Here is a 22798-nt window from a genome sequence, read left to right on the forward strand (position 1 = left end):
TGATATGGACGAAATTGAAGTTCTTTGCATAGGGGCGGCCATTGTCGACATTCCTTTGCAACCGGTTAGTAAAAATATCTTTGATGTCGATTCGTATCCATTAGAACGAATTGCCATGACCACAGGGGGAGATGCGATTAATGAAGCCACGATTATTTCGCGTCTCGGGCATCGCACTGCGCTAATGAGTCGCGTTGGCGACGATGCGGCAGGATATTTTATTCTCGACCACTGTCGGAAGGAGAATATCGATATTCAGAGCCTGAAGCAGGATGCGGATATTGATACCTCAATTAATGTTGGGCTGGTGACTGATGATGGTGAGCGCACCTTTGTCACTAACCGTAACGGCAGCCTGTGGAAGCTAAATATTAACGATGTCGATTTTGACCGTTTTTCTCAGGTCAGGCTGTTATCACTGGCAAGTATCTTTAACAGCCCGCTGCTGGATGGCAAAGCATTAACGGCTATTTTTACGCAGGCGAAAGCGCATCAACTGGTTATCTGCGCTGACATGATCAAACCGCGGCTGAATGAAACTCTGGACGATATTCGCGAAGCGCTAAGTTTTGTCGATTATCTGTTTCCTAATATTGATGAAGCCAAAAAGCTGACCGGGAAAGAGACGCTGGATGATATTGCCGATTGTTTTTTGCAATGTGGCGTAAAAACAGTGGTGATTAAAACTGGCAAGAAAGGCTGCTTTATCAAAAGCGCCGATATAAAAATGGAGGTGCCTGCGGTGTCAGGCATTACCGCCATCGACACTATTGGCGCTGGTGATAATTTTGCATCGGGATTTATCGCCGCGCTACTGGAGGGAAAAACGCTGCGTGAATGCGCACGGTTCGCCAATGCGACGGCCGCGATATCGGTACTCAGCGTGGGCGCCACAACGGGCGTGAAAAACAGAATGCTAGTGGAACAACTCCTGAATGAATACGAAGGGTAATAGCGGCAGATGAAAATGATACCTTTAGGTAATACAGATATAGCGCTTTCCCGTATGGGACTCGGCACCTGGGCTATCGGCGGCGGTCCGGCATGGAATGGCAACCTCGATATGCAGGTCTGCATCGATACTATCGTTGAGGCGCACCGTTGTGGTATTAACCTGATTGATACGGCGCCGGGCTATAACTTTGGCAATAGCGAAGTGATTGTCGGCCAGGCGCTGAAAAAATTACCGCGTAACGAGATGGTGGTGGAGACCAAATGCGGGATCGTCTGGGAGCGGGAAGGGAGTCTGTTCAATAAAGTCGGCGATCGCCAGCTCTATAAAAATCTTTCTCCGGACTCTATTCGTAAAGAAGTCGATGCCAGTCTCCAGCGACTAGGGATTGATTATATCGATATCTATATGACCCACTGGCAGTCGGTACCGCCGTTTTTTACGCCGATTGCGGAAACCGTTGGCGTGCTCAATGCTCTGAAAGCAGAGGGGAAAATCCGTTCTATCGGGGCGGCGAATGTAGATGTCAGCCATATCCGCGAATACCTTAAACATGGCGAGCTGGACATCATACAGGCGAAATACAGCATTCTTGACCGGGCGCTGGAAACGGAGCTGCTGCCGCTATGCCGCGAGCACGGCATCGTGGTACAGGTTTATTCGCCACTGGAGCAGGGATTGTTAACCGGCACCATTACCCGTGACTATGTTCCCGGTGGGGCGCGCGCGAATAAACTCTGGTTCCAGCGTGAGAATATGTTGCGGGTTATTGATATGCTGGAGCAGTGGCAGCCATTGTGCGACAAATACCATTGCGCCGTCCCGACGCTGGCGCTGGCGTGGATATTGCGACAAAGCGAGCTGATTTCGATACTGAGCGGCGCCACGTCGCCGGAGCAGGTACGAGAGAATATCGCTGCGCTGTCCATCACCTTAACGGATGACGATGCGTTATTGATGAGACAAATGGCGGAAGCGCTGGACAATCCATAAGCAATACATTACACCTCTTTTTTGGCGAAATGCAGATAAAATCTGTTATTCAAACGGCTTATTTTGAAAGTAAACATAGTCTGTGAGATACTCAACGTTTATCATGACGTCGAAAACAGAGGTGTAATCGTGGCGGCGAAAGACAGGATTCAGGCGATCAAACAAATGGTCGCTAATGATAAAAAAGTAACAGTCTCTAACTTGAGTTCAATTTTTCAGGTAACCGAAGAGACAATTCGACGCGATCTGGAAAAACTCGAAGATGAAGGCTTTTTGACTCGAACTTATGGCGGTGCGGTATTAAATTCGGCGGTGCTGGCTGACAATATCCATTTTTATAAGCGTGCAAAATCGTTCTATGAAGAGAAGCAAATTATAGCCCGTAATACGCTTCCGTTTATTAAAAACAAAACAACGATGGCCGCCGACTCCAGCAGTACGGTAATGGAATTGCTAAAACTCCTGAAAGACCGAAACGATCTTACTTTGTTAACTAACTCAGCGGAAGCTTTCCATGAACTGGCGCAATCGGACATTAATCTTGTTTCTACGGGCGGTGAGTTAAATAAAAATACGCTATCGCTGCAGGGGCGTATCACTAAAGAAATAATCAGCCGTTATCATGTTGATATTATGGTAATGAGTTGTAAAGGGCTGGATATGGCGAGCGGGGCGCTTGATTCTAACGAGGCGGAAGCTGAAATCAAAAAAACGATGATTCGCCAGGCCACAGAGGTGGCGTTATTGGTGGACCACTCAAAATTTGATCGTAAAGCGTTCGTGCGGTTGGTCGATTTTAGTCATATCCATTACCTGATAACGAATAAAACGCCAGGTGATGAATGGATCGCATTTTGCGATAAAAATAATATCCAGCTTGTCTATTAATCGATAGATTATCCTTGCCTGGATTGTTTTCGCCTGGATTATGCCAAAAAAAACGGCAGATGATAGCAAGTGCGGCAAATACCCCTTTGCCGCGAGACAATAATTTATTATTTTGCTGCGTTAGAGGCCATCCAGATGGAAGACAATGATCATATCGGCGCCAGACTAGACCGCTTACCGTTATCCCGGTTTCATTTTCGTATTTTTGGAATAATTAGTTTTGGCCTGCTATTAACGGGGTTTTTGAGTTATTCAGGAAATGTGGTTCTGGCCAAATTGATAAACAATGGCTGGTCGAATAATTATCTTAATGCCGCGTTCACATCGGCACTGATGCTTGGCTATTTTATTGGTTCGCTTACCGGCGGTTTTATTGGGGATTACCTGGGGCGTCGAAAAGCGTTTCGCATTAATTTGTTGCTTGTGGGCATCTCCGCAACGGCTGCCGCATTTGTTCCCAATATGTACTGGCTGATTTTCTTTCGTTGTCTGATGGGGACAGGCATGGGGGCATTGATTATGGTTGGATATGCTTCTTTTACCGAGTTTATCCCTCCCATTGTACGAGGAAAATGGTCCGCGCGTCTCTCTTTTGTAGGGAACTGGTCACCGATGCTGTCTGCGGGAATTGGCGTAGTGGTCATTGCGTTTTTAAGCTGGCGGATGATGTTTCTTCTTGGTGGGATAGGGATGCTGCTGGCGTGGTCTCTTTAGGGGAAGTACTTTATCGAATCGCCCAGGTGGTTAGCAGGTAAAGGGCGGCAACGCGAGGCTGAACAGCAGCTTCTCATGATTGAATCGCAAATAGAAAAAGAAAAAAGTATTGTTTTGCCGCCGCATCAGGAAAGCAATAAATCCACGGAATCGCGCTTTGAAAACGGTACATTCTGGCTCTTATTCAAAGGACAAATGTTGCGGCGCACGTTAGTGGCGATCACTGTATTGATTGCGATGAACATTTCGCTTTATACCATTACGGTATGGATCCCGACAATTTTTGTTAATTCAGGAATTGATGTTACAAAATCCATTTTCATGACCGCCATCATTATGATTGGTGCGCCGGTGGGCATATTTATCGCCGCGCTCATTATTGATCATTTCCCCAGACGGTTATTTGGTTCGCTGTTGCTTATCGTTATTGCGGTAGTAGGATATTTTTACTCAATACAGACTGAGGAATGGGCCATTCTGGTTTATGGACTAGTCATGATTTCCTTTCTGTATATGTACGTCTGCTTCGCCTCGGCGGTTTACGTTCCCGAATTATGGCCTACGCACCTTAGACTACGTGGATCGGGTTTTGTGAATGCGGTAGGGCGGATCGTCGCTGTCTTTACCCCCTACGGCGTGGCGGTTTTACTGACCCGGTATGGATCTGTCGCCGTTTTTGTTGTGCTGGGTATGCTGCTGGCGGCGTGCGCGCTGATATTATTTTGTTTTGGCATTGAAACGAGAAGAGTTTCGTTAGAAGCGCTCTCCAGCCTGCGTTGAGCTTTGCCTGGTAGCGGCGCTGACGTGACGTATCCGGCCCAAAGATCTATGCAATGGTCTCACCGTTGCGTGATGTATTGACCGGATACGATACCTGCTCCGCTACCTGGCGACAGCTTGGCCCTGCGTCTCTTCCCAGTCTGCCAGCGTATACAGCGTCGCGCCTGCCGACGCCATCTCCATAAACGCGTGTGCGCTATCCTGCGGGTGAATATTCACGCCGCGACAGCCATCGGTGATAACGTTAACGGCATAGCCCAACTCTAGCGCATCCAGCACCGTAAATTTTACGCAGTAATCGGTCGCCAACCCCATCACGATAAGCTCGGTAACGTCATGCTCGCGAAGCCAGGTATCAAGGGTAGTTTTCTGCCGATGTTCGTTGTCAAAAAACGCGCTGTAGCTATCAATCAGCGGGTTCTCACCCTTATAGATGCAGGCGTCAATCGCATGTTGGTTAAGCAGGGGATGTAACGCCGCGCCGTCGGTATGTTGAACGCAGTGATCCGGCCAGAGCGTTTGCGGCAGCCCGTCCAGCTCTCCCTGACTATAGGGTTCCGCCTGATGCTGGCTGGCGAAGCTGCCATGCTGCGCGGGATGCCAGTCCTGGCTGGCCAGCACCGGAATCTGCCGGGGCTGGCACCAGTCAATAAGAGCGTTGGCGATGTCGATGGTACTGTCGCCTTCCGCTACAGCCAGCGCGCCGCCGGCGCAAAAGTCATTTTGCAAGTCGACCAGTAATAAGGCCCGGTTTGTCATTATCTTCTCCTTGTCGTCGGGATTTTTTAATCATCCGGCGTCAATTCACCACGCAAGTTTTGCGCCATCGCGCTACGAATCGCCTGAGTGTCCAGACCCTGGCTTAACAAATAATGCAGTTTGGTTAAGGTAGCTTCGACGGTCATATCGGCACCGCCAATCACGCCAGCGTGCGCCAGCGCATTACCGGTAGCGTACCCGCCCATATTGACTCTCCCTGACATGCATTGCGTCAGGTTAACCACCACGATGCCGCGCGAACTGGCCTCTTTCAGCTCCTGTAAAAACGCTTTATTTTGCGGCGCGTTGCCTACGCCATAAGAGCGCAGAATCAGCGCTTTTACCGGCTGACGCAGAAAGTTACGTACTACCTCGGCGGAAATCCCCGGATAAATCGTCACTACGCCTATCGGCTGCGGCGTAATAGGGTGAACGATTAATTCACCAGAACCGTAGGGCGCGGGAGGCGTATTTAAACGGCGAATGTGAATTCCTGCTTCCAGCAAGGGCGGCAGATTAGGAGAGGCAAAAGCGTCAAAACCATCCGCATGTGCTTTGGTCGTGCGATTGCCGCGGAACAGACGATTATTAAAAAACAGCGTTACTTCATTAACAGGGTAGTTGGCGGCGACATAAAGCGCATTCAGCAAATTAATTTGCCCGTCGGAGCGCAGCTCAGCCAGCGGAATTTGTGACCCTGTCACAATAACCGGTTTACCCAGATTTTCCAGCATGAAAGAGAGCGCCGATGCGGTATACGCCATCGTGTCGGTGCCGTGCAGAATAACAAAACCGTCATACTCATCGTAGTGCGCTTTGATATCTGCAGCGATATGCTGCCAGTCTTCCGGCGTCATATCTGATGAATCCATCAGCGGGGCATATTCATGGATGGTAAAATCCGGCATCTCCGGGCGGTGGAATTCCGGCATCAGCGCCAGCTGGCGCTGAAGGTGCCCGGACACCGGGATATACCCTTTATCTGAGCGCTGCATACCGATAGTACCGCCGGTATAGGCAACGTAAATTGATTTCTTTTGCATGATAATGTTCAGTCGTGTCGCGAAGGACGTATTAATGATTATCGGATGGCGGCTATGAGCAGACGCCGCCATCCGGTATGGCTATTGATGAAGCATTAGCGAACGTTCGCGCAAGTCAAACAGAACGCATAACGGTTTTGGGGATCGTTAAATGCCGCCAGTTTATCCCCCTCGGCCTTCACCGTGTTGGCGGCGGAAACGAGCGGCGCCGGGAGCATAGCCTGAATGGCCTCCGGCAGCATGGCGCGTACTGATCCGGTCATACTGTCCATGACCATATCAAGGACCGTCGGTTCGTCCTGATAGTAATCAAGATGCCACTGTTTCAGTTTCGCCAGCTCCGCCGCTTTGGCGACGGCGTCGTCAAAGTCGCCGAGACTGTCCACCAGACCATTGGCTTTCGCGTCTTCTCCGGTCCAGACATGGCCTTGTGCGATTTTATCAATTTGCTCCGGCGTACGCTTACGCGCGTCTGCCACCAGCGTGATAAAGCGTTTGTAGCCGTACTCAATACTGAGTTGCATCATCTGCTGCACTTCCGGTGACAGTGCTTTGGTCATCGAAATATCCGCCAGCGGCGAGGTGGAAACGCCGTCGCTGTGTACGCCAATCGACGACAGGCTGTTTTCTACCGTATTGATGACGCCGAAGATGCCAATTGAACCCGTCAGCGTGCTGGGGCTGGCCACGATATAGTTTGCCGGCGTAGAGATCCAGTAACCGCCGGAGGCCGCCATGCCGCCCATTGAGACCACCACCGGTTTGCCAGCCGCTCTTGCTGCCGCCAGTTCGGCGCGGATAACTTCGGAGGCGTTGACGCTCCCGCCTGGGCTATTGACGCGCAGCACAATCGCTTTCACTTTAGGATCAAGGCGTGCGTCGCGGATCTGCGATGCCGTAGTGTCGCCGCCGACATTCCCTGGCGTTTCTTCGCCATCCATAATCGCGCCATTGGCGAAAATAACCGCAATAGTACCGCCGGTATCCGCAGGCGTTTTCAGCGAATAATCGTAATAGCTGATCGCGCGATAGTTATTTTCGGTTTTGCTCCAGCCAAACTGCTTCGTCAGCGCTTTTTCAACATCTGCGCTGGAGGCGAGGGCGTCCACCAGTTTATGGTCGAGCGCATATTTGGCGGTGTCGCCGCCCACGCTGGTTAACCCGTCGATAATAGCCTGCGCGCCGGGGAACAGTTGTTGCGGCGAAATCTGGCGATTGGCAGAAACGGTATGCAGGTAGTTCTGCCACAGTTCGCCTATCCAGCGGCTGTCGGCCTCGCGGGCGGCGGGCGACATATCGTCGCGGATAAACGGCTCGACGGCGGATTTATAGGTGCCGACCCGGAAAACGTGGGTAGAGACTTTCAGTTTATCCAGCAGCGTTTTGTAGTACAGGCCATTCGTAGCGAAGCCGTGAAGATCTACCTGACCCTGTGGGGAAAGCCAAATTTTATTGGCGAAACTGGCGAGGTAATACTGACCCTGGCTGTAGTTTTCACCCACGGCGAAAACCGGTTTGCCGCTATCGCGGAATTCGCGCAGCGCTTTACCGATATAGCGCATTGACGGCTGATCGGCACCGGTGAAGTTTTTCAGATCCAGAACGATACCCGTGATGTTACGGTCATCTTTCGCCTGACGAATAGCGTTGACGATGTCAAACAGGGAGTTTTCCTGCAGACGGTCGGAGCTGGCGCCAAATAACTGGCGACCCAGCGCGCCCAGACGATGATTGGTGGAGGGTTTATCCACAATGACGCCGGAAATATCCAGCAGCAGAGCGCCGCGCGCCGTTTGTTCACTGTTGCTGCCGTTACCGATCTGCATCCAGATCCCAACGCCCACCAGGACCAGAAAAATAAAGAACAGGTTGAGTACCATTTCACGGACGAAGTTCAACACTCGCCACGTCCATTTAAAAAATCCGGCAATAAATCGCCACAGGGTTCGCATGTATTCTCCCTATCTGAGTAACAACGCTTATACCTTGGTGAGGATAAAGCATTAAGATGTGGCTATCGTAATGACCCATCAGGCAGTTGTCAGCAGGAATCACTGCCTGCGCTGTAACAAAATCCGCTCCCGTGTTAATTTTGTGAATAAATATCATTGCTGGAGTTAATCAAATGGATGCACTAGAACTGCTGGTCAACCGTCGTAGCGCCTCTCGTCTCGCAGAACCGGCGCCTGTCGGAGAGCAATTACAGAACATTCTGCGGGCGGGAATGCGTGTTCCCGATCATAAATCTCTACAGCCGTGGCGTTTTTTTGTGATTGAAGGAGAGGGGCGCGACCGCTTCAGCGCCGTGCTTGAACGAGGCGCTGTCGCTGCCGGAGGCGATGAGAAAGCGATCGAAAAAGCGCGTAATTCGCCGTTTCGCGCGCCGCTGATCATTACCGTGGTGGCGAAATGCGAAGAAAACCATAAGGTTCCCGTGTGGGAGCAGGAGATGTCTGCCGGATGCGCGGTGATGGCGATGCAAATGGCGGCGATTGCGCAAGGGTTTAATGGTATCTGGCGTAGCGGCGCATTAACGGAGAGCGGTATCGTGCGGGAAGCCTTTGAGTGCCGCCCGCAGGATAAAATTGTTGGTTTTCTCTATCTCGGCACGCCGCAGCTCAAAGCGTCAACGACGATCAGTACCCCCGACCCCACGCCGTTTGTGCGTTATTTCTGACGCTGAGGGATAAAACTGTCTGGATTCTGAGCAAAGGCGCGGTAATTCAGACAGTGATACTTACCACATCAGGGAATGAGCGCTACCATAGCGCGAATGCAATGACAGGAGATGTCCATGAGCGAGCAAGCCATTCGTTTAACGCAATACAGCCACGGCGCTGGTTGCGGTTGTAAAATTTCCCCTAAAGTGCTGGAGACTATCCTGCATAGCGAGCAGGCGAAGTTCGTCGACCCGAACCTGCTGGTGGGTAATGAAACCCGCGATGATGCGGCGGTTTACGATCTGGGTAATGGCACCAGTATTATCAGCACCACCGACTTCTTTATGCCGATAGTCGACAACCCGTTTGATTTTGGCCGCATTGCGGCAACAAACGCCATCAGCGATATTTTTGCGATGGGCGGCAAACCGATTATGGCGATCGCGATCCTTGGCTGGCCGATTAATACCCTGTCGCCCGATATTGCGCGTGAAGTGACCGAGGGGGGGCGTTTTGCCTGCCGTCAGGCCGGTATCGCGCTGGCGGGCGGACACTCTATTGACGCCCCGGAGCCGATCTTTGGTCTCGCGGTCACAGGCGTAGTGCCGACCGAACGGGTGAAGAAAAACAGTACCGCGCAGGCGGGATGCAAACTCTTTCTGACCAAACCGTTGGGGATTGGCGTGTTGACCACCGCCGAGAAAAAATCGCTGCTTAAACCTGAACATCAGGGGCTGGCGACGGAAGTCATGTGTCGGATGAACGTTGCTGGCGCGGCGTTTGCCAATATCGACGGCGTAAAAGCCATGACTGACGTTACCGGTTTTGGCCTGCTGGGGCACCTGAGCGAGATGTGCCAGGGCGCAGGCGTGCAGGCGCTGCTTTGCTATCAGGACATCCCTAAACTGCCGGGCGTGGAAGAGTATATTGCTCTGGGCGCCGTACCGGGCGGCACAGAGCGCAACTTCGCCAGCTATGGTCATCTGATGGGCGACATGTCGCGTGAAGTTCGTAGCCTGCTGTGCGATCCGCAAACGTCAGGCGGTCTGCTGTTGGCGGTAACGCCGGACGCCGAAGACGATGTTAAAGCCACCGCGGCGGAATTTGGTATCGATCTGACCGCGATTGGCGAACTGGTCGAGGCCCGCGGCGGTCGCGCTATGGTTGAGATTCGTTAACCTGATGCGGTTGTTTATTGCCGAAAAACCGAGTCTGGGGCGCGCCATTGCGGATGTGCTGCCAAAACCGCACCGTAAAGGCGATGGTTTTATTGAGTGCGGAAACGGGCAGGTCGTCACCTGGTGTATTGGTCATTTGCTGGAACAGGCGCAGCCGGATGCGTATGACAGCCGTTATGCGCGCTGGAATCTGGCTGACCTGCCTATCGTGCCGGAAAAATGGCAGCTTCAGCCTCGTCCTTCCGTCACCAAACAGCTCAATGTGATTAAGCGCTTTTTGCATCAAGCCGGTGAAATTATTCACGCCGGCGACCCGGATCGCGAAGGACAGCTTCTGGTTGATGAAGTGCTGGATTATCTCCAGCTTCCTGCCGAAAAGCGCCAGCAGGTGCGGCGTTGTCTGATAAACGACCTTAACCCGCAGGCGGTCGAGCGTGCTATTGACAGGCTGCGGGCGAACAGCGACTTCGTGCCGCTGTGCGTCTCCGCTCTGGCGCGAGCGCGAGCGGACTGGCTGTATGGCATTAATATGACCCGTGCTTACACGATCCTGGGCCGTAATGCCGGCTATCAGGGCGTGTTATCCGTGGGACGCGTGCAGACGCCTGTACTGGGGCTGGTGGTGCGGCGAGACGAAGAGATTGAGAACTTCGTCGCCAAAGACTTCTTTGAAGTAAAGGCGCACATCGTTACGCCTGCCGACGAGCGTTTTACCGCTATCTGGCAGCCGAGCGAGGCGTGCGAACCTTATCAGGATGAAGAGGGGCGCTTGCTTCATCGTCCGCTGGCGGAGCATGTAGTGAACCGAATCAACGGTCAGCCCGCGCTGGTAACCAGTTATAATGATAAACGGGAATCAGAATCCGCGCCGCTGCCGTTTTCGCTCTCGACGCTACAGATTGAAGCCGCCAAACGCTTTGGCCTGAGCGCGCAAAACGTGCTTGATATTTGTCAGAAGCTATATGAAACCCACAAACTGATTACCTATCCGCGTTCCGACTGCCGTTATCTGCCGGAAGAACACTTTGCCGGACGGCAGGCGGTCATGAACGCGATTAGCGTCCACGCCCCGGATTTACTGCCGCAGTCTGTGGTTAATCCTGACACGCGCAATCGCTGCTGGGATGACAAAAAAGTGGATGCGCACCACGCGATTATCCCGACGGCGCGCAGTTCTTCTGTCCATTTGACGGAAAACGAAGCGAAAGTGTACACCCTGATTGCGCGTCAGTATCTGATGCAGTTCTGCCCGGACGCGGTGTTTCGTAAATGTGTTATTGAACTGGAAATCGCCAAAGGAAAATTTGTCGCCAAAGCGCGTTTTCTGGCGGAGGCCGGTTGGCGGACGTTACTGGGCAGTAAAGAGCGCGACGAGGAAAACGACGGTACGCCGCTGCCGGTTGTCGCCAAAGGTGATGAGTTGCTGTGTGAAAAGGGGGAAGTGGTCGAGCGCCAAACCCAGCCGCCGCGTCATTTCACCGATGCGACATTGCTTTCCGCGATGACCGGAATTGCCCGCTTCGTGCAGGATAAAGATCTGAAAAAGATCCTGCGCGCGACCGATGGGCTGGGGACGGAAGCCACGCGCGCCGGGATTATCGAGCTGCTGTTCAAACGTAGCTTTCTGACCAAAAAAGGGCGCTACATTCATTCTACCGATGCTGGTAAAGCGTTAATACATTCGCTGCCGGAAATGGCGGCCCGTCCAGATATGACCGCGCACTGGGAATCTGTTTTGACGCAAATCAGCGAAAAGCAGTGCCGTTACCAGGATTTTATGCAACCGCTGGTCGGCACGTTATATCAGCTGATCGATCAGGCTAAGCGCACGCCGGTGAAGCGTTTCAGAGGGATAGTCGCGCCAGGCGGTGGAGAAAAGAAAAAGAGCGCGCCGCGTAAGCGAGCGGGCAAAAAAAGCCCGCCTGCTGAGGAGACAGGCCGTCAGACCGAATAAGCGCAAAGCTATCTGGCCTGACGACGGGATTAAATGACGCCCTGCGCCAGCATGGCGTCGGCGACTTTCACGAAACCGGCGATGTTGGCGCCCTGAACGTAGTTGGTATGCTTATTATCGCCGCCGTACTCGACACAGGCGTGGTGGATATCCAGCATAATGTGATGCAGACGGGCGTCCACTTTCTCGGCTTTCCAGCTCAACCGCGCGGCGTTCTGCGCCATTTCCAGCCCTGATGTCGCCACGCCGCCCGCGTTGGCGGCTTTACCCGGCGCAAACAGTACGCCCGCTTCAAGGAAGAGATCGGTCGCTTCAATCGTGGTTGGCATATTTGCCCCTTCCGCCACGGCTTTCACGCCATTGGCAATCAGTACGCGCGCGGCGTCAACGTCCAGTTCGTTCTGCGTCGCGCATGGCAGGGCGATATCCACCGGTACGCTCCAGGGCTGCTGGCCTTCCAGATAGGTTAAGCCAAACTCACGGGCGTAGTCAGCGACGCGACCGTCACGGCTGGCTTTAATTTCACACAGACGCGCCAGCTTCTCTGGCGTGAAGCCACTTTCATCGACCACCGTCCCGCTCGAATCCGACGCGGTAACCACGCGCGCGCCAAAGGCCATCGCTTTCTCAATGGCGTATTGCGCTACGTTGCCGGAGCCGGACACGGCGACGCGCATCCCTTCAAAACCGAGACCATGACGTTTAAGCATCGCTTCGGTGAAGTAGACCAGGCCATAGCCCGTCGCCTCCGGACGAATCAGGCTGCCGCCGAAGGAAAGCCCTTTGCCGGTGAAGACGCAGGCGCTGTTATTGGAAAGCTTGCGCATCATTCCCGCCATAAAGCCCACTTCGCGCCCGCCCACGCCGATATCCCCGGCAGGCACGTCGGTATCCGGCCCTAAATGGCGATACAGTTCAGTCATCAGCGCCTGGCAGAAACGCATCACTTCGCCTTCGCTTTTCCCTTTCGGATCGAAATCGCTGCCGCCTTTACCGCCGCCCATCGGCAACGTGGTGAGGGCATTTTTAAAGGTTTGCTCAAAGCCGAGGAACTTAAGGATGGAAAGGTTTACCGAAGGATGGAAGCGCATACCGCCTTTATAGGGGCCGATAGCAGAGTTGAACTGCACGCGCCAGGCGCGATTTACCTGCACCTGGTTTTTGTCGTCCAGCCACACTACGCGAAACTGAATTACGCGCTCTGGTTCAACCAAACGTTCCAGTAAAGACATGTGGCGGTAACGGGGGTTTTGTTCAAGAAACGGCCACAGGGTGGTCATGACTTCACGGACGGCTTGCGCGAACTCGGTTTGATGCGGGTCGCGCTTTTGTACATGGTTGAGGAACGATTCCAGAGAACATGTCTGATCCATAGATATAAAAACCTCTTATATATTAATGTGGTTGTATTTGCGTTTTATCAGAATATGTATTTGCAGTTTTCGACTATACCATCAGCAATGTGACGGTAAGCAAGAAAAAAATGACGCTGCTAAGTAAATTCATAACGGGGCGAGGGTCATAACTAAAAGCGATGACAAAAGAGGATTAAAGTTTTCACGGCGGCTTACCGTTATACTGAGAATATACTTAGAAAAATAAGGAACTCCTATGTGCCGAAGCCTCGTGGTCGCCGTGATGGCGATAATGCGCTGGCAAACCAGAACAGTCGTCCTGATATTCAGGTGAATGTCCCGCCGGAAGTTTTCAGCACGCGCGGTCAGTCGTCCCAGCCCTGCATTCAGTGCTGCGTTTACCAGGATCAGAATTACTCCGAAGGCGCGGTAATAAAAGTGGAAGGCGTCGTGCTCCAGTGCCAGCGTGACGAAAAAACCATCAGCACGAATCCGTTAGTCTGGCGTCGCGTAAAGCCATAAACGCCTGCAATAGCGGAATATCCGCCGGGGCGAGGGGGTATTCCAGCGCCTCTTCCGGCGTACACCAGGCTAATGCCTGATGTTCCAGCGCACGTATCAGACCGTTAAACGCAGGCACATGCCAGGCGTGCAAATGAATCCGTCGGCCAGACACGTCGCGTTGATGGCTGGCGATATAGACGCCGGGCGTGGCGTCAATCCCTAACTCTTCGCGTAGCTCGCGGATAAGCGCCTGCGGTTGGGTTTCGCCGGGTTCGACTTTACCGCCGGCAAACTCCCATAAACCGGCTTGATCCGCATGAGCTGGGCGCTGGGCCAGCAGAATTTTGCCGTCGCATTCAATGATGGCGGCAACAACATCGAGTTTTTTTATCATTGTCGTTAAGGTCGTTATTCCTGCCGGGAAGCGTCGCGCTATCCCGGCCTTACGGTTAATCAGATAGCGGAATCAAACACGAAACGTCGCCCAGACCGGCGCATGGTCGGAGGGTTTTTCCATACTGCGAATGTCGTAGTCTATACCGGTTTCTGCGCAACGTTCCGCCAGCGGAGCGCTTGCCAGCAAGAGGTCAATGCGCAGTCCGCGATTATCCACGAAACCTTTTGAGCGGTAATCAAACCACGAAAATTTATCCATCGTTTGCGGATTCGCCTGACGGAACGTGTCCACTAATCCCCACTTCAGTAACCGTGACATCCATTCACGCTCCTCCGGCAGGAAGGAGCATTTACCGGTACGCAGCCAGCGTTTGCGGTTCTCTTCGCCGATGCCAATATCCAGATCGGTCGGGCTGATATTCATGTCGCCCATAATTAATACCGGATTATCGCACTTGAGTTCCGTTTCAAGATAGTTTTGCAAGTTCTGGTAAAACTGCGCTTTCGCGGGGAACTTCAACGGATGATCCCGGTTTTCCCCCTGCGGGAAATAGCCGTTAATGACGGTGATATTACCCAGCGGCGAGGGGATTTCCGCCATGATAATGCGGCGTTGCGCCTCTTCGCCATCATCCGGGAAACCGCGTCTGACGGAAATGGGCGTGGCTTTTGTTAGCAGCGCGACGCCGTAATGGCCCTTTTGTCCATGATAGAAAACGTTATAGCCCAGCTTCGCGAGCTCTTCGAGCGGGAACATTTCGTCGTGGACTTTTGTCTCCTGTAGACCGATCACATCGGGCTGGTGTTTTTCGACAATCGCTTCAAGCTGATGGGGACGGGCGCGCAGGCCGTTGATATTAAAAGAGACAAATTTCATAGTCACTGCCACTTTGCAAGGTGAATCGTGTTGGGATGGTAACAGAAATTTTACCGGGTAACTGCCACTCATCGTCAGATTCGGCCAATGGAAGCGTATGGTGTTTTCTATAGCGCGAAAATGGCACGGTTTGCGTGCAGATGCGCCAGAACGGGGCGGTAATTTCCAGTAAATTTCGTATAAGATCACAATTCCAGAATTATATTTGGCAACTGAATAATATTTCGCTTTTTCCTCTTTTTAGCCACCGATTATGCGGAAATATTCACTTTTCATGCAGTAAAAGTGAATATCGCTACGCTGTAACCCATTGATTTACCGTTTATCACTTCTGTTTATGCAATGTTAACGCTGGCTGGCACGAATGTTGCAATCTACATTTACAGCGCAAACACTCATATTAATTAACATATAAATAACTTTATTTTTACCAAAAGAGGTCGCTATGTCTCTGTCAGTTACGCGCGAAAACTTTGATGAATGGATGGTGCCGGTATATGTTCCCGCGCCTTTTATTCCTGTACGCGGAGAAGGCTCACGCCTGTGGGATCAGCAGGGGAAAGAGTACATTGATTTTGCTGGCGGGATCGCGGTCAACGCATTGGGACATGCGCATCCGGCGCTGCGCGAGGCGTTAAATGAACAGGCGAATCGCTTCTGGCATACCGGGAACGGTTACACCAATGAACCGGCGCTGCGACTGGCGAAAAAACTGATCGACGCGACCTTCGCCGAACGCGTTTTCTTTTGTAATTCAGGCGCTGAAGCAAATGAAGCAGCATTAAAACTGGCGCGCAAATATGCCCACGATCGTGTCGGCAATCATAAAAGCGGCATTGTAGCCTTTAAAAACGCGTTCCATGGTCGCACGCTCTTTACCGTCAGCGCTGGCGGTCAACCCACCTATTCACAGGACTTTGCGCCGCTGCCGCCGGATATTCGTCATGCAGCCTATAACGATCTGAACTCCGCCAGCGCGCTCATTGATGACAATACCTGCGCCGTAATCGTAGAGCCTGTGCAGGGCGAGGGCGGCGTGATCCCCGCCACGAAAGCTTTTTTGCAGGGGCTGCGTGAATTGTGCGACCGGCATCAGGCGTTACTGATTTTTGATGAGGTGCAGACGGGCGTCGGACGTACCGGCGAACTGTATGCATATATGCATTATGGCGTTACGCCTGATATCCTGACGACTGCTAAAGCGTTGGGTGGGGGCTTCCCGATCGGCGCGATGCTGACCACGCAAGACTATGCCAGCGTTATGACGCCAGGCACGCATGGCACCACCTACGGCGGTAATCCGCTGGCGACGGCAGTTGCCGGAAAAGTACTGGATATCATCAATACGCCGGAGATGCAAAACGGCGTCAGACAGCGCCACGATGCGTTTATTGAGCGCCTAAATACCATTAATGCACGTTTTGGCATGTTCAGTGAAATTCGCGGTCTGGGGCTACTGCTTGGTTGTGTGCTACAGACGGAGTTTGCCGGAAAAGCCAAACTCATCGCCCAGGAAGCGGCAAAAGCAGGCGTGATGGTGCTCATCGCCGGCGGCGACGTGGTGCGTTTTGCGCTAGCGTTAAATGTTAGCGACGAGGAGATAGCCACCGGGCTTGATCGTTTTGCCCTGGCGTGCGAACGCCTTCAGACGGGAGGCGCATCATGCGGGTGATTCGTCCTGTCGAACATGCGGATATCGCCGCGCTGATGCCCAAACATCCTATTTATACCCACTTCTTATCTGAAGAGGCACAGGCCGTGATTGGCGAAGTCCACCCGCAAACGGCGCCAGCCCGCGTGGTGCTGGAAAAGGAAGGTTTTCGCTATCGCCACTATATCGACATCTTCGACGGTGGGCCGACGCTGGAGTGTGATATTGACCGCGTGCGGGCCATTCGTAAAAGCCGACTGGTGGAAGTCGCGGAAGGGCAACCCGCGCCTGGCGACTATCCGGCATGTCTGGTCGCCAATGAAAACTATCACCACTTTCGGGCCGCGCTGGTGCGTGCCGATCCGCAGACTTCACGGCTTGTACTTACCGCCGCGCAGTTGGATGCGCTGAAATGTCGCGCGGGCGACCACGTTCGGCTGGTACGCCTTTGCGCTGAGGAGAAAACCGTATGACGCTATGGATAAACGGCGACTGGATAACCGGTCAGGGCGAACGCCGCCGCAAAACGAACCCGGTGAGTGCGGAGATACTTTGGCAGGGGAATGACGCTAATGCGGCACAGGTCGCCGAGGCCTGCCAGGTGGCGCGCGCGGCGTTTCCTCGTTGGGCCAGACAGCCTTTTGCGGCACGACAGGCTATCGTAGAGAAATTTGCCGCCCTGCTGGAGGCGCATAAAGCCGAGCTCACGGAGGTCATCGCGCGTGAAACCGGTAAACCGCGCTGGGAGGCGGCAACGGAAGTGACGGCGATGATCAATAAGATTGCCATCTCGATTAAGGCTTACCATGCCAGAACAGGCGAACAAAAAAGCGAACTTGTCGATGGCGCCGCGACGTTGCGCCATCGTCCTCACGGTGTGCTGGCGGTATTAGGCCCTTATAACTTTCCCGGCCATTTACCGAATGGCCATATTGTGCCCGCGTTGCTGGCAGGCAATACGCTGATCTTCAAACCTAGAGAGCTAACGCCATGGACCGGGGAAACGGTAATAAAACTCTGGGAACGGGCGGGGCTACCGGCAGGCGTTCTTAATCTGGTGCAGGGCGGCCGGGAGACCGGACAAGAGCTAAGTTCGCTCGACGATCTCGACGGACTGCTGTTTACCGGCAGCGCCAGTACCGGATATCAGCTTCATCGCCAGCTATCCGGCCAGCCGGAAAAAATACTGGCCCTTGAAATGGGCGGAAACAATCCGCTCATTATTGAGAATGTGGCAAATACAGATGCGGCGGTACATCTGACGCTGCAATCGGCGTTTATTACCGCCGGACAGCGCTGTACCTGCGCGCGACGCCTTCTGGTAAAACAGGGTGCGCAGGGAGATGCATTTCTGGCGCGGCTGGTTGACGTCGCCGGACGTCTGCAGCCCGGCAGATGGGACGACGATCCGCAGCCGTTTATCGGGGGACTGATTTCAGCGCAGGCGGCACAGCATGTGATGAAGGCCTGGCGTCAACGAGAGGCATTAGGCGGTCGCACGCTACTGGCGCCGCGGAAGGTCAAAGAGGGAACCTCTCTGCTGACGCCTGGCATCATTGAGCTGACGGGCGTCGCGGATGTGCCGGATGAAGAGGTGTTTGGTCCGCTGCTGAACGTCTGGCGTTATGCGCATTTCGATGAGGCGATTCGTCTGGCGAATAATACCCGTTTTGGTCTGTCGTGTGGGTTGGTGTCGACGGATCGCGCGCAGTTCGAACAGCTCTTGCTGGAGGCGCGGGCAGGGATCGTTAACTGGAATAAACCGCTCACCGGGGCAGCGAGTACCGCGCCGTTTGGTGGTATCGGCGCGTCTGGCAACCATCGGCCCAGCGCCTGGTATGCCGCCGATTATTGCGCCTGGCCGATGTCCAGTCTGGAATCTCCCGAACTGACGTTGCCTGCGACATTAAGCCCCGGCCTCGACTTTTCTCGCAGGGAGGCGGTATGACGGCGCATGAAGTTAATTTTGACGGGCTGGTGGGGCTTACGCACCATTATGCCGGGCTATCCTTCGGCAATGAGGCATCGACCCGCCACCGTTTTCAGGTGTCGAATCCTCGTCTGGCGGTAAAGCAGGGGCTGCTAAAGATGAAAGCTCTGGCGGATGCCGGCTTTCTCCAGGAGGTGATCCCGCCGCATGAGCGGCCTTTTATTCCGGCGTTGCGTCAGCTCGGCTTCACGGGTAGCGATGAGCAGATTCTGGATAAGGTTGCGCGTCAGGCGCCACGCTGGCTTTCCAGCGTGAGTTCCGCGTCGCCAATGTGGGTTGCGAATGCGGCGACGGTTTGCCCATCGGCAGACGCGCTGGACGGGAAAGTCCACCTGACGGTGGCGAATTTAAACAATAAATTTCATCGCGCTCTTGAGGCGCCTGTGACCGAAGCGCTGCTACGCGCCATATTTCGCGATGAAAACCAGTTTTCAGTGCATAGCGCGTTACCGCAGGTCGCATTATTGGGAGATGAAGGCGCGGCGAATCATAACCGTCTTGGCGGCGAGTATGGTTCGGCAGGCGTGCAGCTTTTTGTCTATGGGCGCGAAGAGGAGAATGAAATACGACCCGCTCGTTATCCGGCGCGCCAGAGCCGCGAAGCCAGCGAGGCCGTGGCGCGTCTTAACCAGGTGAATCCGCAACAGGTTATCTTCGCTCAGCAGAACCCGGAGGTCATCGATCAAGGCGTATTCCATAATGATGTCATCGCCGTTTCGAATCGACAGGTATTGTTTTGTCACGAAGCGGCGTTTGCCCGGCAGAAAGTGCTCATTAATCAGTTGCGTACGCGCGTTGACGGTTTTATGGCGATAGAGGTGCCCGCCGAAGAGGTTTCTGTATCAGATGCTGTGGCGACCTACCTGTTTAATAGTCAGTTGCTAAGCCGTGACGACGGCTCAATGCTGTTAGTGTTGCCGCGGGAATGTCAGGACCATGCCGGCGTCTGGCGCTATCTGAATAAGCTGGTGGCGGAGGATAACCCCATCATCGCGATACAGGTGTTTGATTTGCGAGAAAGTATGGCCAACGGCGGCGGCCCGGCCTGTCTGCGATTACGCGTGGTGTTAACAGAAGAAGAACGACGGGCGGTGAATCCAGCGGTAATGATGAATGACGCTCTGTTTACGGCCCTTAACGCGTGGGCGGATCGTTATTATCGCGATCGCCTGACCGCCGCCGATCTGGCCGATCCGTTATTATTGCGAGAAGGCCGGGAGGCGCTGGATGTGTTAACGCGTCTGCTGGATTTGGGGTCGGTTTATCCTTTCCAGCAAACGGGGGCGGCTGATGGATAACTTTCTGGCGTTGACGCTAAGCGGCACGACACCACGGGTGAGGCAGGGGAAGGGCGCGGGTTTTCGCTGGCGCTGGTTAAGCCATGGTCTGCTTGAACTCACGCCCGATGCGCCGGTCGACCGCGCGTTAATTCTTTCTGCGGGGATACACGGCAATGAAACCGCGCCGGTCGAGATGCTGGATAAGCTGCTGTCGGCGCTGTATTCAGGCAGCTTGACGTTAACGTGGCGAGTGCTGGTGGTACTCGGCAATCCGCAGGCGCTGGCGGCGGGAATACGCTATTGTCACAGCGATATGAACCGTATGTTTGGCGGGCGTTGGCAGTCCTTTGCCGAAAGCGATGAAACGCGGCGGGCGCGTGAGCTGGAGCTAAGTCTGGATACCTTCTTTTCATCTGGCCAGGCGCGGGTACGCTGGCATCTGGATCTGCATACCGCCATTCGTGGCTCGCATCATTTGCGTTTTGGCGTATTGCCGCAGCGCGACCGCCCGTGGGAGACAGATTTTCTGGCGTGGCTGGGCGCGGCAGGACTAGAGGCGTTGGTATTTCATCAGGCGCCCGGCGGTACGTTTACGCACTTTAGCTCTGAACATTTCGGCGCGCTTTCCTGTACGCTGGAGTTGGGAAAGGCGTTGCCGTTTAGGCAAAACGATCTGACGCAGTTCAACGTAACCTCGCAGGCGTTGTCGGCGTTGCTGAGCGGTGTCGAAACGTCAACCTCGTTTTCGCCGCCGCTACGCTATCGGGTGGTGTCGCAAATCACGCGTCACAGCGACAAGTTCGCGCTTTATATGGATGCGCAAACGCTGAATTTTACTGCCTTTGCGAAGGGAACGTTGCTGGCCGAGGAGGGGGATAAGCGCGTGACGGTGACGCATGACGTTGAATATGTTCTCTTTCCTAATCCCTCTGTCGCCTGCGGATTGCGGGCTGGATTAATGCTGGAAAGACTGCCCTGATAAATGTCCCTGTAAGCTCACGTTAGGATTACAGGGATGATTTGGGACACAGTTTCATGCTATTACGGATTATTCCTGGAGAATTGCTTTATTAATAAGCGTTGCTGCGTTATAGTTCTGCATAATTTCTGCTATATCATGCTGTTGTATATTTCTCTTTCAACTCTGCGCAATTTATTCTTTTTTTCTTCACAATTGGCGAAAAAGTGTTTTTTATACTTTCATTGTTTTACCGTTGTTATGACTAATTGACGCTAAGACGGTTAAAGTTAATCACGACAACACGGCGCTGTTTTAAATATGCCGTAAAAATAACTGAAAGGAAGGATGGAAATATGCGTAAACTGACTGCTCTATTTGTTGCCTCTACCCTGGCGATGGGGGCTGCGAATCTGGCTCATGCCGCTGAGACTACCACCGCCGCGCCAGCGGATGCGAAGCCAATGATGCAGTATAAAGGTAAATTTGGCCCACATCACGATATGATGTTTAAAAACCTGAACCTGACAGACGCGCAGAAGCAACAAATTCGCGACATTATAAAAGCGCAGCGCGAGCAAATGAAACGTCCGCTGCTGGAAGAGCGTCGCGCCATGCATGATATTATTGCCAGCGATACCTTCGATAAAGCCAAAGCCGAAGCGCAAATTACGAAAATGGAAGCGCAGCGCAAGGCCAATATGCTGGCGCATATGGAAACCCAGAATAAAATTTATAACGTTCTGACGCCGGAGCAGAAAAAGCAATATAACGCTAATTTTGAGAAGCGTCTGACAGAACGCCCGGCGCAAGAAGGTAAAATGCCTGCTGCGGCAGAATAACTTTCCGCATAATTTAAGACCGCCGGTCTTGTCGACAGCACAATCGTTGAGGTGGACAGGATCGGCGGTTTTCTTTATGACTGGCGACAGTCGGTGTGCAGTTCAATGATCTCATATTGACCTGACATTAACGGTTTACAGAGAATCTTATAGCCGTCCTGATCAAAGCCCGCAGGGGTGCGCACCAGCGTGGCGGCCTCATCCAGCGAGGGGGCCGCCCCCAGCCATAACCAGTTGTTGATAATGTGGAACTGGGTCATTTGTGGACGGCTCTCTTTTAACGCGATAGCGCCTTTCCAGGGCCAGCAAACCACACGTAACCGTTCCAGCGAGGCCTGCAGACGAAGAAAATGCGCCTGCGGGGTTTCTTGCCCACAACACGCGCCAGCGCAGCGCTTCAGAGCGAAACGAAAACAGGCGCGCCCACGGCTTACCGGTTCAAGCCCCAGCAGGCCATAACACAATTTTTGTTCATCGGCGAGGTTCTGTAAGCTTTGCAGCGCCGCCCGACGGTTGGCGAAGAGGCCAAACAGGTTTGGCTCATGGGAAAAATCGACGCTGCGGGCGGAAACGACCTCAATTTTTTGTTCGCTCAACTGTAGCGAGCAAAGCTGGCGATTACGACGTAACCGCTTGTTAAACAGCGGCTGTTGTTCTTTGATCAGCCGTGCCTCCAGCAGCAACGCGCCCATTTCCCCAGCGGTGCAGATCCAGCTTATCCGCCGCGCCTGTCGCAGCATAGCGGCCTCGTCAGGCGTTCGCAGATGTGAGAGCACCCGGCTGCGAATATTCACGCTTTTACCGATATAAAGCGGCAGCGTATCGCTTTCGCTATGAAATACATAGACGCCCGGTAAGGCTGGCGCTTCGCTGAGGAAAGGACGTAAATGTTCTGGATATTCGTAAATGGCCGCCGCTTCAAACTCAAGGCGGGGGGCTGATTGACGCCGTACCACAGTGATCTCCGTTAACTGGTTATTCATCCAGTATAACAGCGGATGGGTGATTAAAAAAGAGGCTGGGA

Annotated in this window: 19 protein-coding genes and 2 pseudogenes; 14 read left to right on the forward strand and 7 right to left on the reverse strand. The window is 53.4% G+C overall.

Annotation, left to right across the window (positions count from 1 at the left end; translation table 11 throughout):
- The first annotated feature begins 4 nt into the window (after positions 1–4).
- The 4 genes and pseudogenes from ACQ29O_RS09550 to ACQ29O_RS09565 all read left to right on the forward strand — a co-directional run bounded on the left by ACQ29O_RS09550 (position 5) and on the right by ACQ29O_RS09565 (position 4327).
- Positions 5–952: a sugar kinase gene (locus ACQ29O_RS09550; RefSeq protein ID WP_000343334.1), complete on the forward strand. Its 948-nt coding sequence runs from the start codon at positions 5–7 to the stop codon at positions 950–952.
- A gap of 9 nt (positions 953–961) precedes the next feature.
- Complete coding sequence (ydjG, locus tag ACQ29O_RS09555; RefSeq protein ID WP_000782139.1) at positions 962–1945, forward strand: NADH-dependent methylglyoxal reductase; 984 nt, start codon at positions 962–964, stop codon at positions 1943–1945.
- Between the two features lie 129 nt (positions 1946–2074).
- On the forward strand, positions 2075–2833 hold the full coding sequence (locus ACQ29O_RS09560) for a DeoR/GlpR family DNA-binding transcription regulator (protein WP_000719104.1): 759 nt from the start codon (positions 2075–2077) through the stop codon (positions 2831–2833).
- Between the two features lie 135 nt (positions 2834–2968).
- Positions 2969–4327: pseudogene (locus ACQ29O_RS09565) on the forward strand (MFS transporter).
- Between the two features lie 102 nt (positions 4328–4429).
- Here ACQ29O_RS09565 and pncA read toward each other — a convergent pair.
- From pncA to sppA, 3 genes are all read right to left on the reverse strand, one after another.
- Positions 4430–5086: a bifunctional nicotinamidase/pyrazinamidase gene (gene pncA, locus ACQ29O_RS09570; RefSeq protein ID WP_000184702.1), complete on the reverse strand. Its 657-nt coding sequence runs from the start codon at positions 5084–5086 to the stop codon at positions 4430–4432.
- 26 nt (positions 5087–5112) lie between these two features.
- A complete protein-coding gene (gene ansA, locus ACQ29O_RS09575) occupies positions 5113–6129 on the reverse strand; it encodes an asparaginase (RefSeq protein ID WP_001170138.1) in 1017 nt (338 codons plus the stop codon).
- Positions 6130–6224: 95 nt separating this feature from the next.
- The gene (gene sppA / locus ACQ29O_RS09580) at positions 6225–8081 is read right to left on the reverse strand and encodes a signal peptide peptidase SppA (RefSeq protein ID WP_001259874.1); all 1857 of its coding nucleotides are present in this window, start codon (positions 8079–8081) and stop codon (positions 6225–6227) included.
- 173 nt (positions 8082–8254) lie between these two features.
- On the opposite strand from sppA, the gene ACQ29O_RS09585 reads away from it, so the two are divergent.
- The 3 genes from ACQ29O_RS09585 (at position 8255) to topB (ending at position 11921) form a co-directional block, all read left to right on the forward strand.
- Positions 8255–8806 carry an NAD(P)H nitroreductase gene (locus ACQ29O_RS09585; RefSeq protein WP_000339319.1) on the forward strand — a complete coding sequence of 184 codons (552 nt, stop codon included), beginning with the start codon at positions 8255–8257 and terminating at the stop codon, positions 8804–8806.
- A 117-nt stretch (positions 8807–8923) separates the two neighbouring features.
- Complete coding sequence (gene selD / locus ACQ29O_RS09590; RefSeq protein ID WP_001294900.1) at positions 8924–9967, forward strand: selenide, water dikinase SelD; 1044 nt, start codon at positions 8924–8926, stop codon at positions 9965–9967.
- A gap of 4 nt (positions 9968–9971) precedes the next feature.
- Positions 9972–11921 (forward strand): DNA topoisomerase III, encoded by a 1950-nt coding sequence (gene topB, locus ACQ29O_RS09595; RefSeq protein ID WP_001235873.1) that lies wholly within the window; start codon positions 9972–9974, stop codon positions 11919–11921.
- Positions 11922–11950: 29 nt separating this feature from the next.
- Here topB and gdhA read toward each other — a convergent pair whose 3' ends face one another.
- Entirely contained in the window at positions 11951–13294 is a 1344-nt protein-coding gene (gdhA, locus tag ACQ29O_RS09600; protein ID WP_000372865.1) for an NADP-specific glutamate dehydrogenase, read from the reverse strand.
- A 240-nt stretch (positions 13295–13534) separates the two neighbouring features.
- Here gdhA and ACQ29O_RS09605 point away from each other — a divergent pair, with 240 nt between their 5' ends.
- Complete coding sequence (locus ACQ29O_RS09605; RefSeq protein WP_014341063.1) at positions 13535–13798, forward strand: YnjH family protein; 264 nt, start codon at positions 13535–13537, stop codon at positions 13796–13798.
- Here ACQ29O_RS09605 and ACQ29O_RS09610 read toward each other — a convergent pair.
- Positions 13758–14174: a pyrimidine (deoxy)nucleoside triphosphate diphosphatase gene (locus tag ACQ29O_RS09610; protein WP_000592133.1), complete on the reverse strand. Its 417-nt coding sequence runs from the start codon at positions 14172–14174 to the stop codon at positions 13758–13760. The two genes, ACQ29O_RS09605 and ACQ29O_RS09610, sit on opposite strands and share 41 nt — an antisense overlap.
- 72 nt (positions 14175–14246) lie before the next feature.
- Positions 14247–15053, reverse strand: a complete 807-nt coding sequence (gene xthA, locus ACQ29O_RS09615) for an exodeoxyribonuclease III (RefSeq protein ID WP_253336033.1) — start codon at positions 15051–15053, stop codon at positions 14247–14249.
- Positions 15054–15498: 445 nt separating this feature from the next.
- Here xthA and astC point away from each other — a divergent pair, with 445 nt between their 5' ends.
- From astC to spy, 6 genes and pseudogenes are all read left to right on the forward strand, one after another.
- Entirely contained in the window at positions 15499–16725 is a 1227-nt protein-coding gene (astC, locus tag ACQ29O_RS09620) for a succinylornithine/acetylornithine transaminase (RefSeq protein WP_000059502.1), read from the forward strand.
- 11 nt (positions 16726–16736) lie between these two features.
- Positions 16737–17177 (forward strand): annotated as a pseudogene (locus tag ACQ29O_RS09625) (arginine N-succinyltransferase); the annotation flags it as partial.
- Positions 17174–18652: a succinylglutamate-semialdehyde dehydrogenase gene (astD, locus tag ACQ29O_RS09630; protein WP_020936948.1), complete on the forward strand. Its 1479-nt coding sequence runs from the start codon at positions 17174–17176 to the stop codon at positions 18650–18652. The pseudogene ACQ29O_RS09625 and the gene astD, both read left to right, overlap by 4 nt.
- Positions 18649–19992 carry an N-succinylarginine dihydrolase gene (gene astB, locus ACQ29O_RS09635; RefSeq protein WP_000123939.1) on the forward strand — a complete coding sequence of 448 codons (1344 nt, stop codon included), beginning with the start codon at positions 18649–18651 and terminating at the stop codon, positions 19990–19992. The genes astD and astB overlap by 4 nt, the downstream gene beginning before the upstream one ends.
- Positions 19985–20953 carry a succinylglutamate desuccinylase gene (astE, locus tag ACQ29O_RS09640; protein WP_000368441.1) on the forward strand — a complete coding sequence of 323 codons (969 nt, stop codon included), beginning with the start codon at positions 19985–19987 and terminating at the stop codon, positions 20951–20953. Before astB ends, astE begins: the two co-directional genes overlap by 8 nt.
- A gap of 335 nt (positions 20954–21288) precedes the next feature.
- On the forward strand, positions 21289–21774 hold the full coding sequence (gene spy / locus ACQ29O_RS09645) for an ATP-independent periplasmic protein-refolding chaperone Spy (protein WP_001229004.1): 486 nt from the start codon (positions 21289–21291) through the stop codon (positions 21772–21774).
- 74 nt (positions 21775–21848) lie between these two features.
- Here spy and cho read toward each other — a convergent pair whose 3' ends face one another.
- On the reverse strand, positions 21849–22730 hold the full coding sequence (cho, locus tag ACQ29O_RS09650; RefSeq protein ID WP_014341065.1) for an excinuclease Cho: 882 nt from the start codon (positions 22728–22730) through the stop codon (positions 21849–21851).
- Positions 22731–22798: the final 68 nt, after the last annotated feature.

This window comes from Salmonella sp. GDC200615, from assembly GCF_050574145.1.
GTDB lineage: Bacteria > Pseudomonadota > Gammaproteobacteria > Enterobacterales > Enterobacteriaceae > Salmonella > Salmonella enterica.

Bases quoted from the DNA above. Each gene is read 5' to 3' on its own strand.
- spy (WP_001229004.1), top strand. From the start codon at position 21,289: ATGCGTAAACTGACTGCTCTATTTGTTGCCTCTACCCTGGCGATGGGG.
- astC (WP_000059502.1), top strand. From the start codon at position 15,499: ATGTCTCTGTCAGTTACGCGCGAAAACTTTGATGAATGGATGGTGCCG.
- astD (WP_020936948.1), top strand. From the start codon at position 17,174: ATGACGCTATGGATAAACGGCGACTGGATAACCGGTCAGGGCGAACGC.
- ansA (WP_001170138.1), bottom strand. From the start codon at position 6,129: ATGCAAAAGAAATCAATTTACGTTGCCTATACCGGCGGTACTATCGGT.
- pncA (WP_000184702.1), bottom strand. From the start codon at position 5,086: ATGACAAACCGGGCCTTATTACTGGTCGACTTGCAAAATGACTTTTGC.
- selD (WP_001294900.1), top strand. From the start codon at position 8,924: ATGAGCGAGCAAGCCATTCGTTTAACGCAATACAGCCACGGCGCTGGT.
- sppA (WP_001259874.1), bottom strand. From the start codon at position 8,081: ATGCGAACCCTGTGGCGATTTATTGCCGGATTTTTTAAATGGACGTGG.
- ACQ29O_RS09610 (WP_000592133.1), bottom strand. From the start codon at position 14,174: ATGATAAAAAAACTCGATGTTGTTGCCGCCATCATTGAATGCGACGGC.
- topB (WP_001235873.1), top strand. From the start codon at position 9,972: ATGCGGTTGTTTATTGCCGAAAAACCGAGTCTGGGGCGCGCCATTGCG.
- astB (WP_000123939.1), top strand. From the start codon at position 18,649: ATGACGGCGCATGAAGTTAATTTTGACGGGCTGGTGGGGCTTACGCAC.
- ACQ29O_RS09585 (WP_000339319.1), top strand. From the start codon at position 8,255: ATGGATGCACTAGAACTGCTGGTCAACCGTCGTAGCGCCTCTCGTCTC.
- ACQ29O_RS09550 (WP_000343334.1), top strand. From the start codon at position 5: ATGGACGAAATTGAAGTTCTTTGCATAGGGGCGGCCATTGTCGACATT.
- gdhA (WP_000372865.1), bottom strand. From the start codon at position 13,294: ATGGATCAGACATGTTCTCTGGAATCGTTCCTCAACCATGTACAAAAG.
- ydjG (WP_000782139.1), top strand. From the start codon at position 962: ATGAAAATGATACCTTTAGGTAATACAGATATAGCGCTTTCCCGTATG.
- xthA (WP_253336033.1), bottom strand. From the start codon at position 15,053: ATGAAATTTGTCTCTTTTAATATCAACGGCCTGCGCGCCCGTCCCCAT.
- astE (WP_000368441.1), top strand. From the start codon at position 19,985: ATGGATAACTTTCTGGCGTTGACGCTAAGCGGCACGACACCACGGGTG.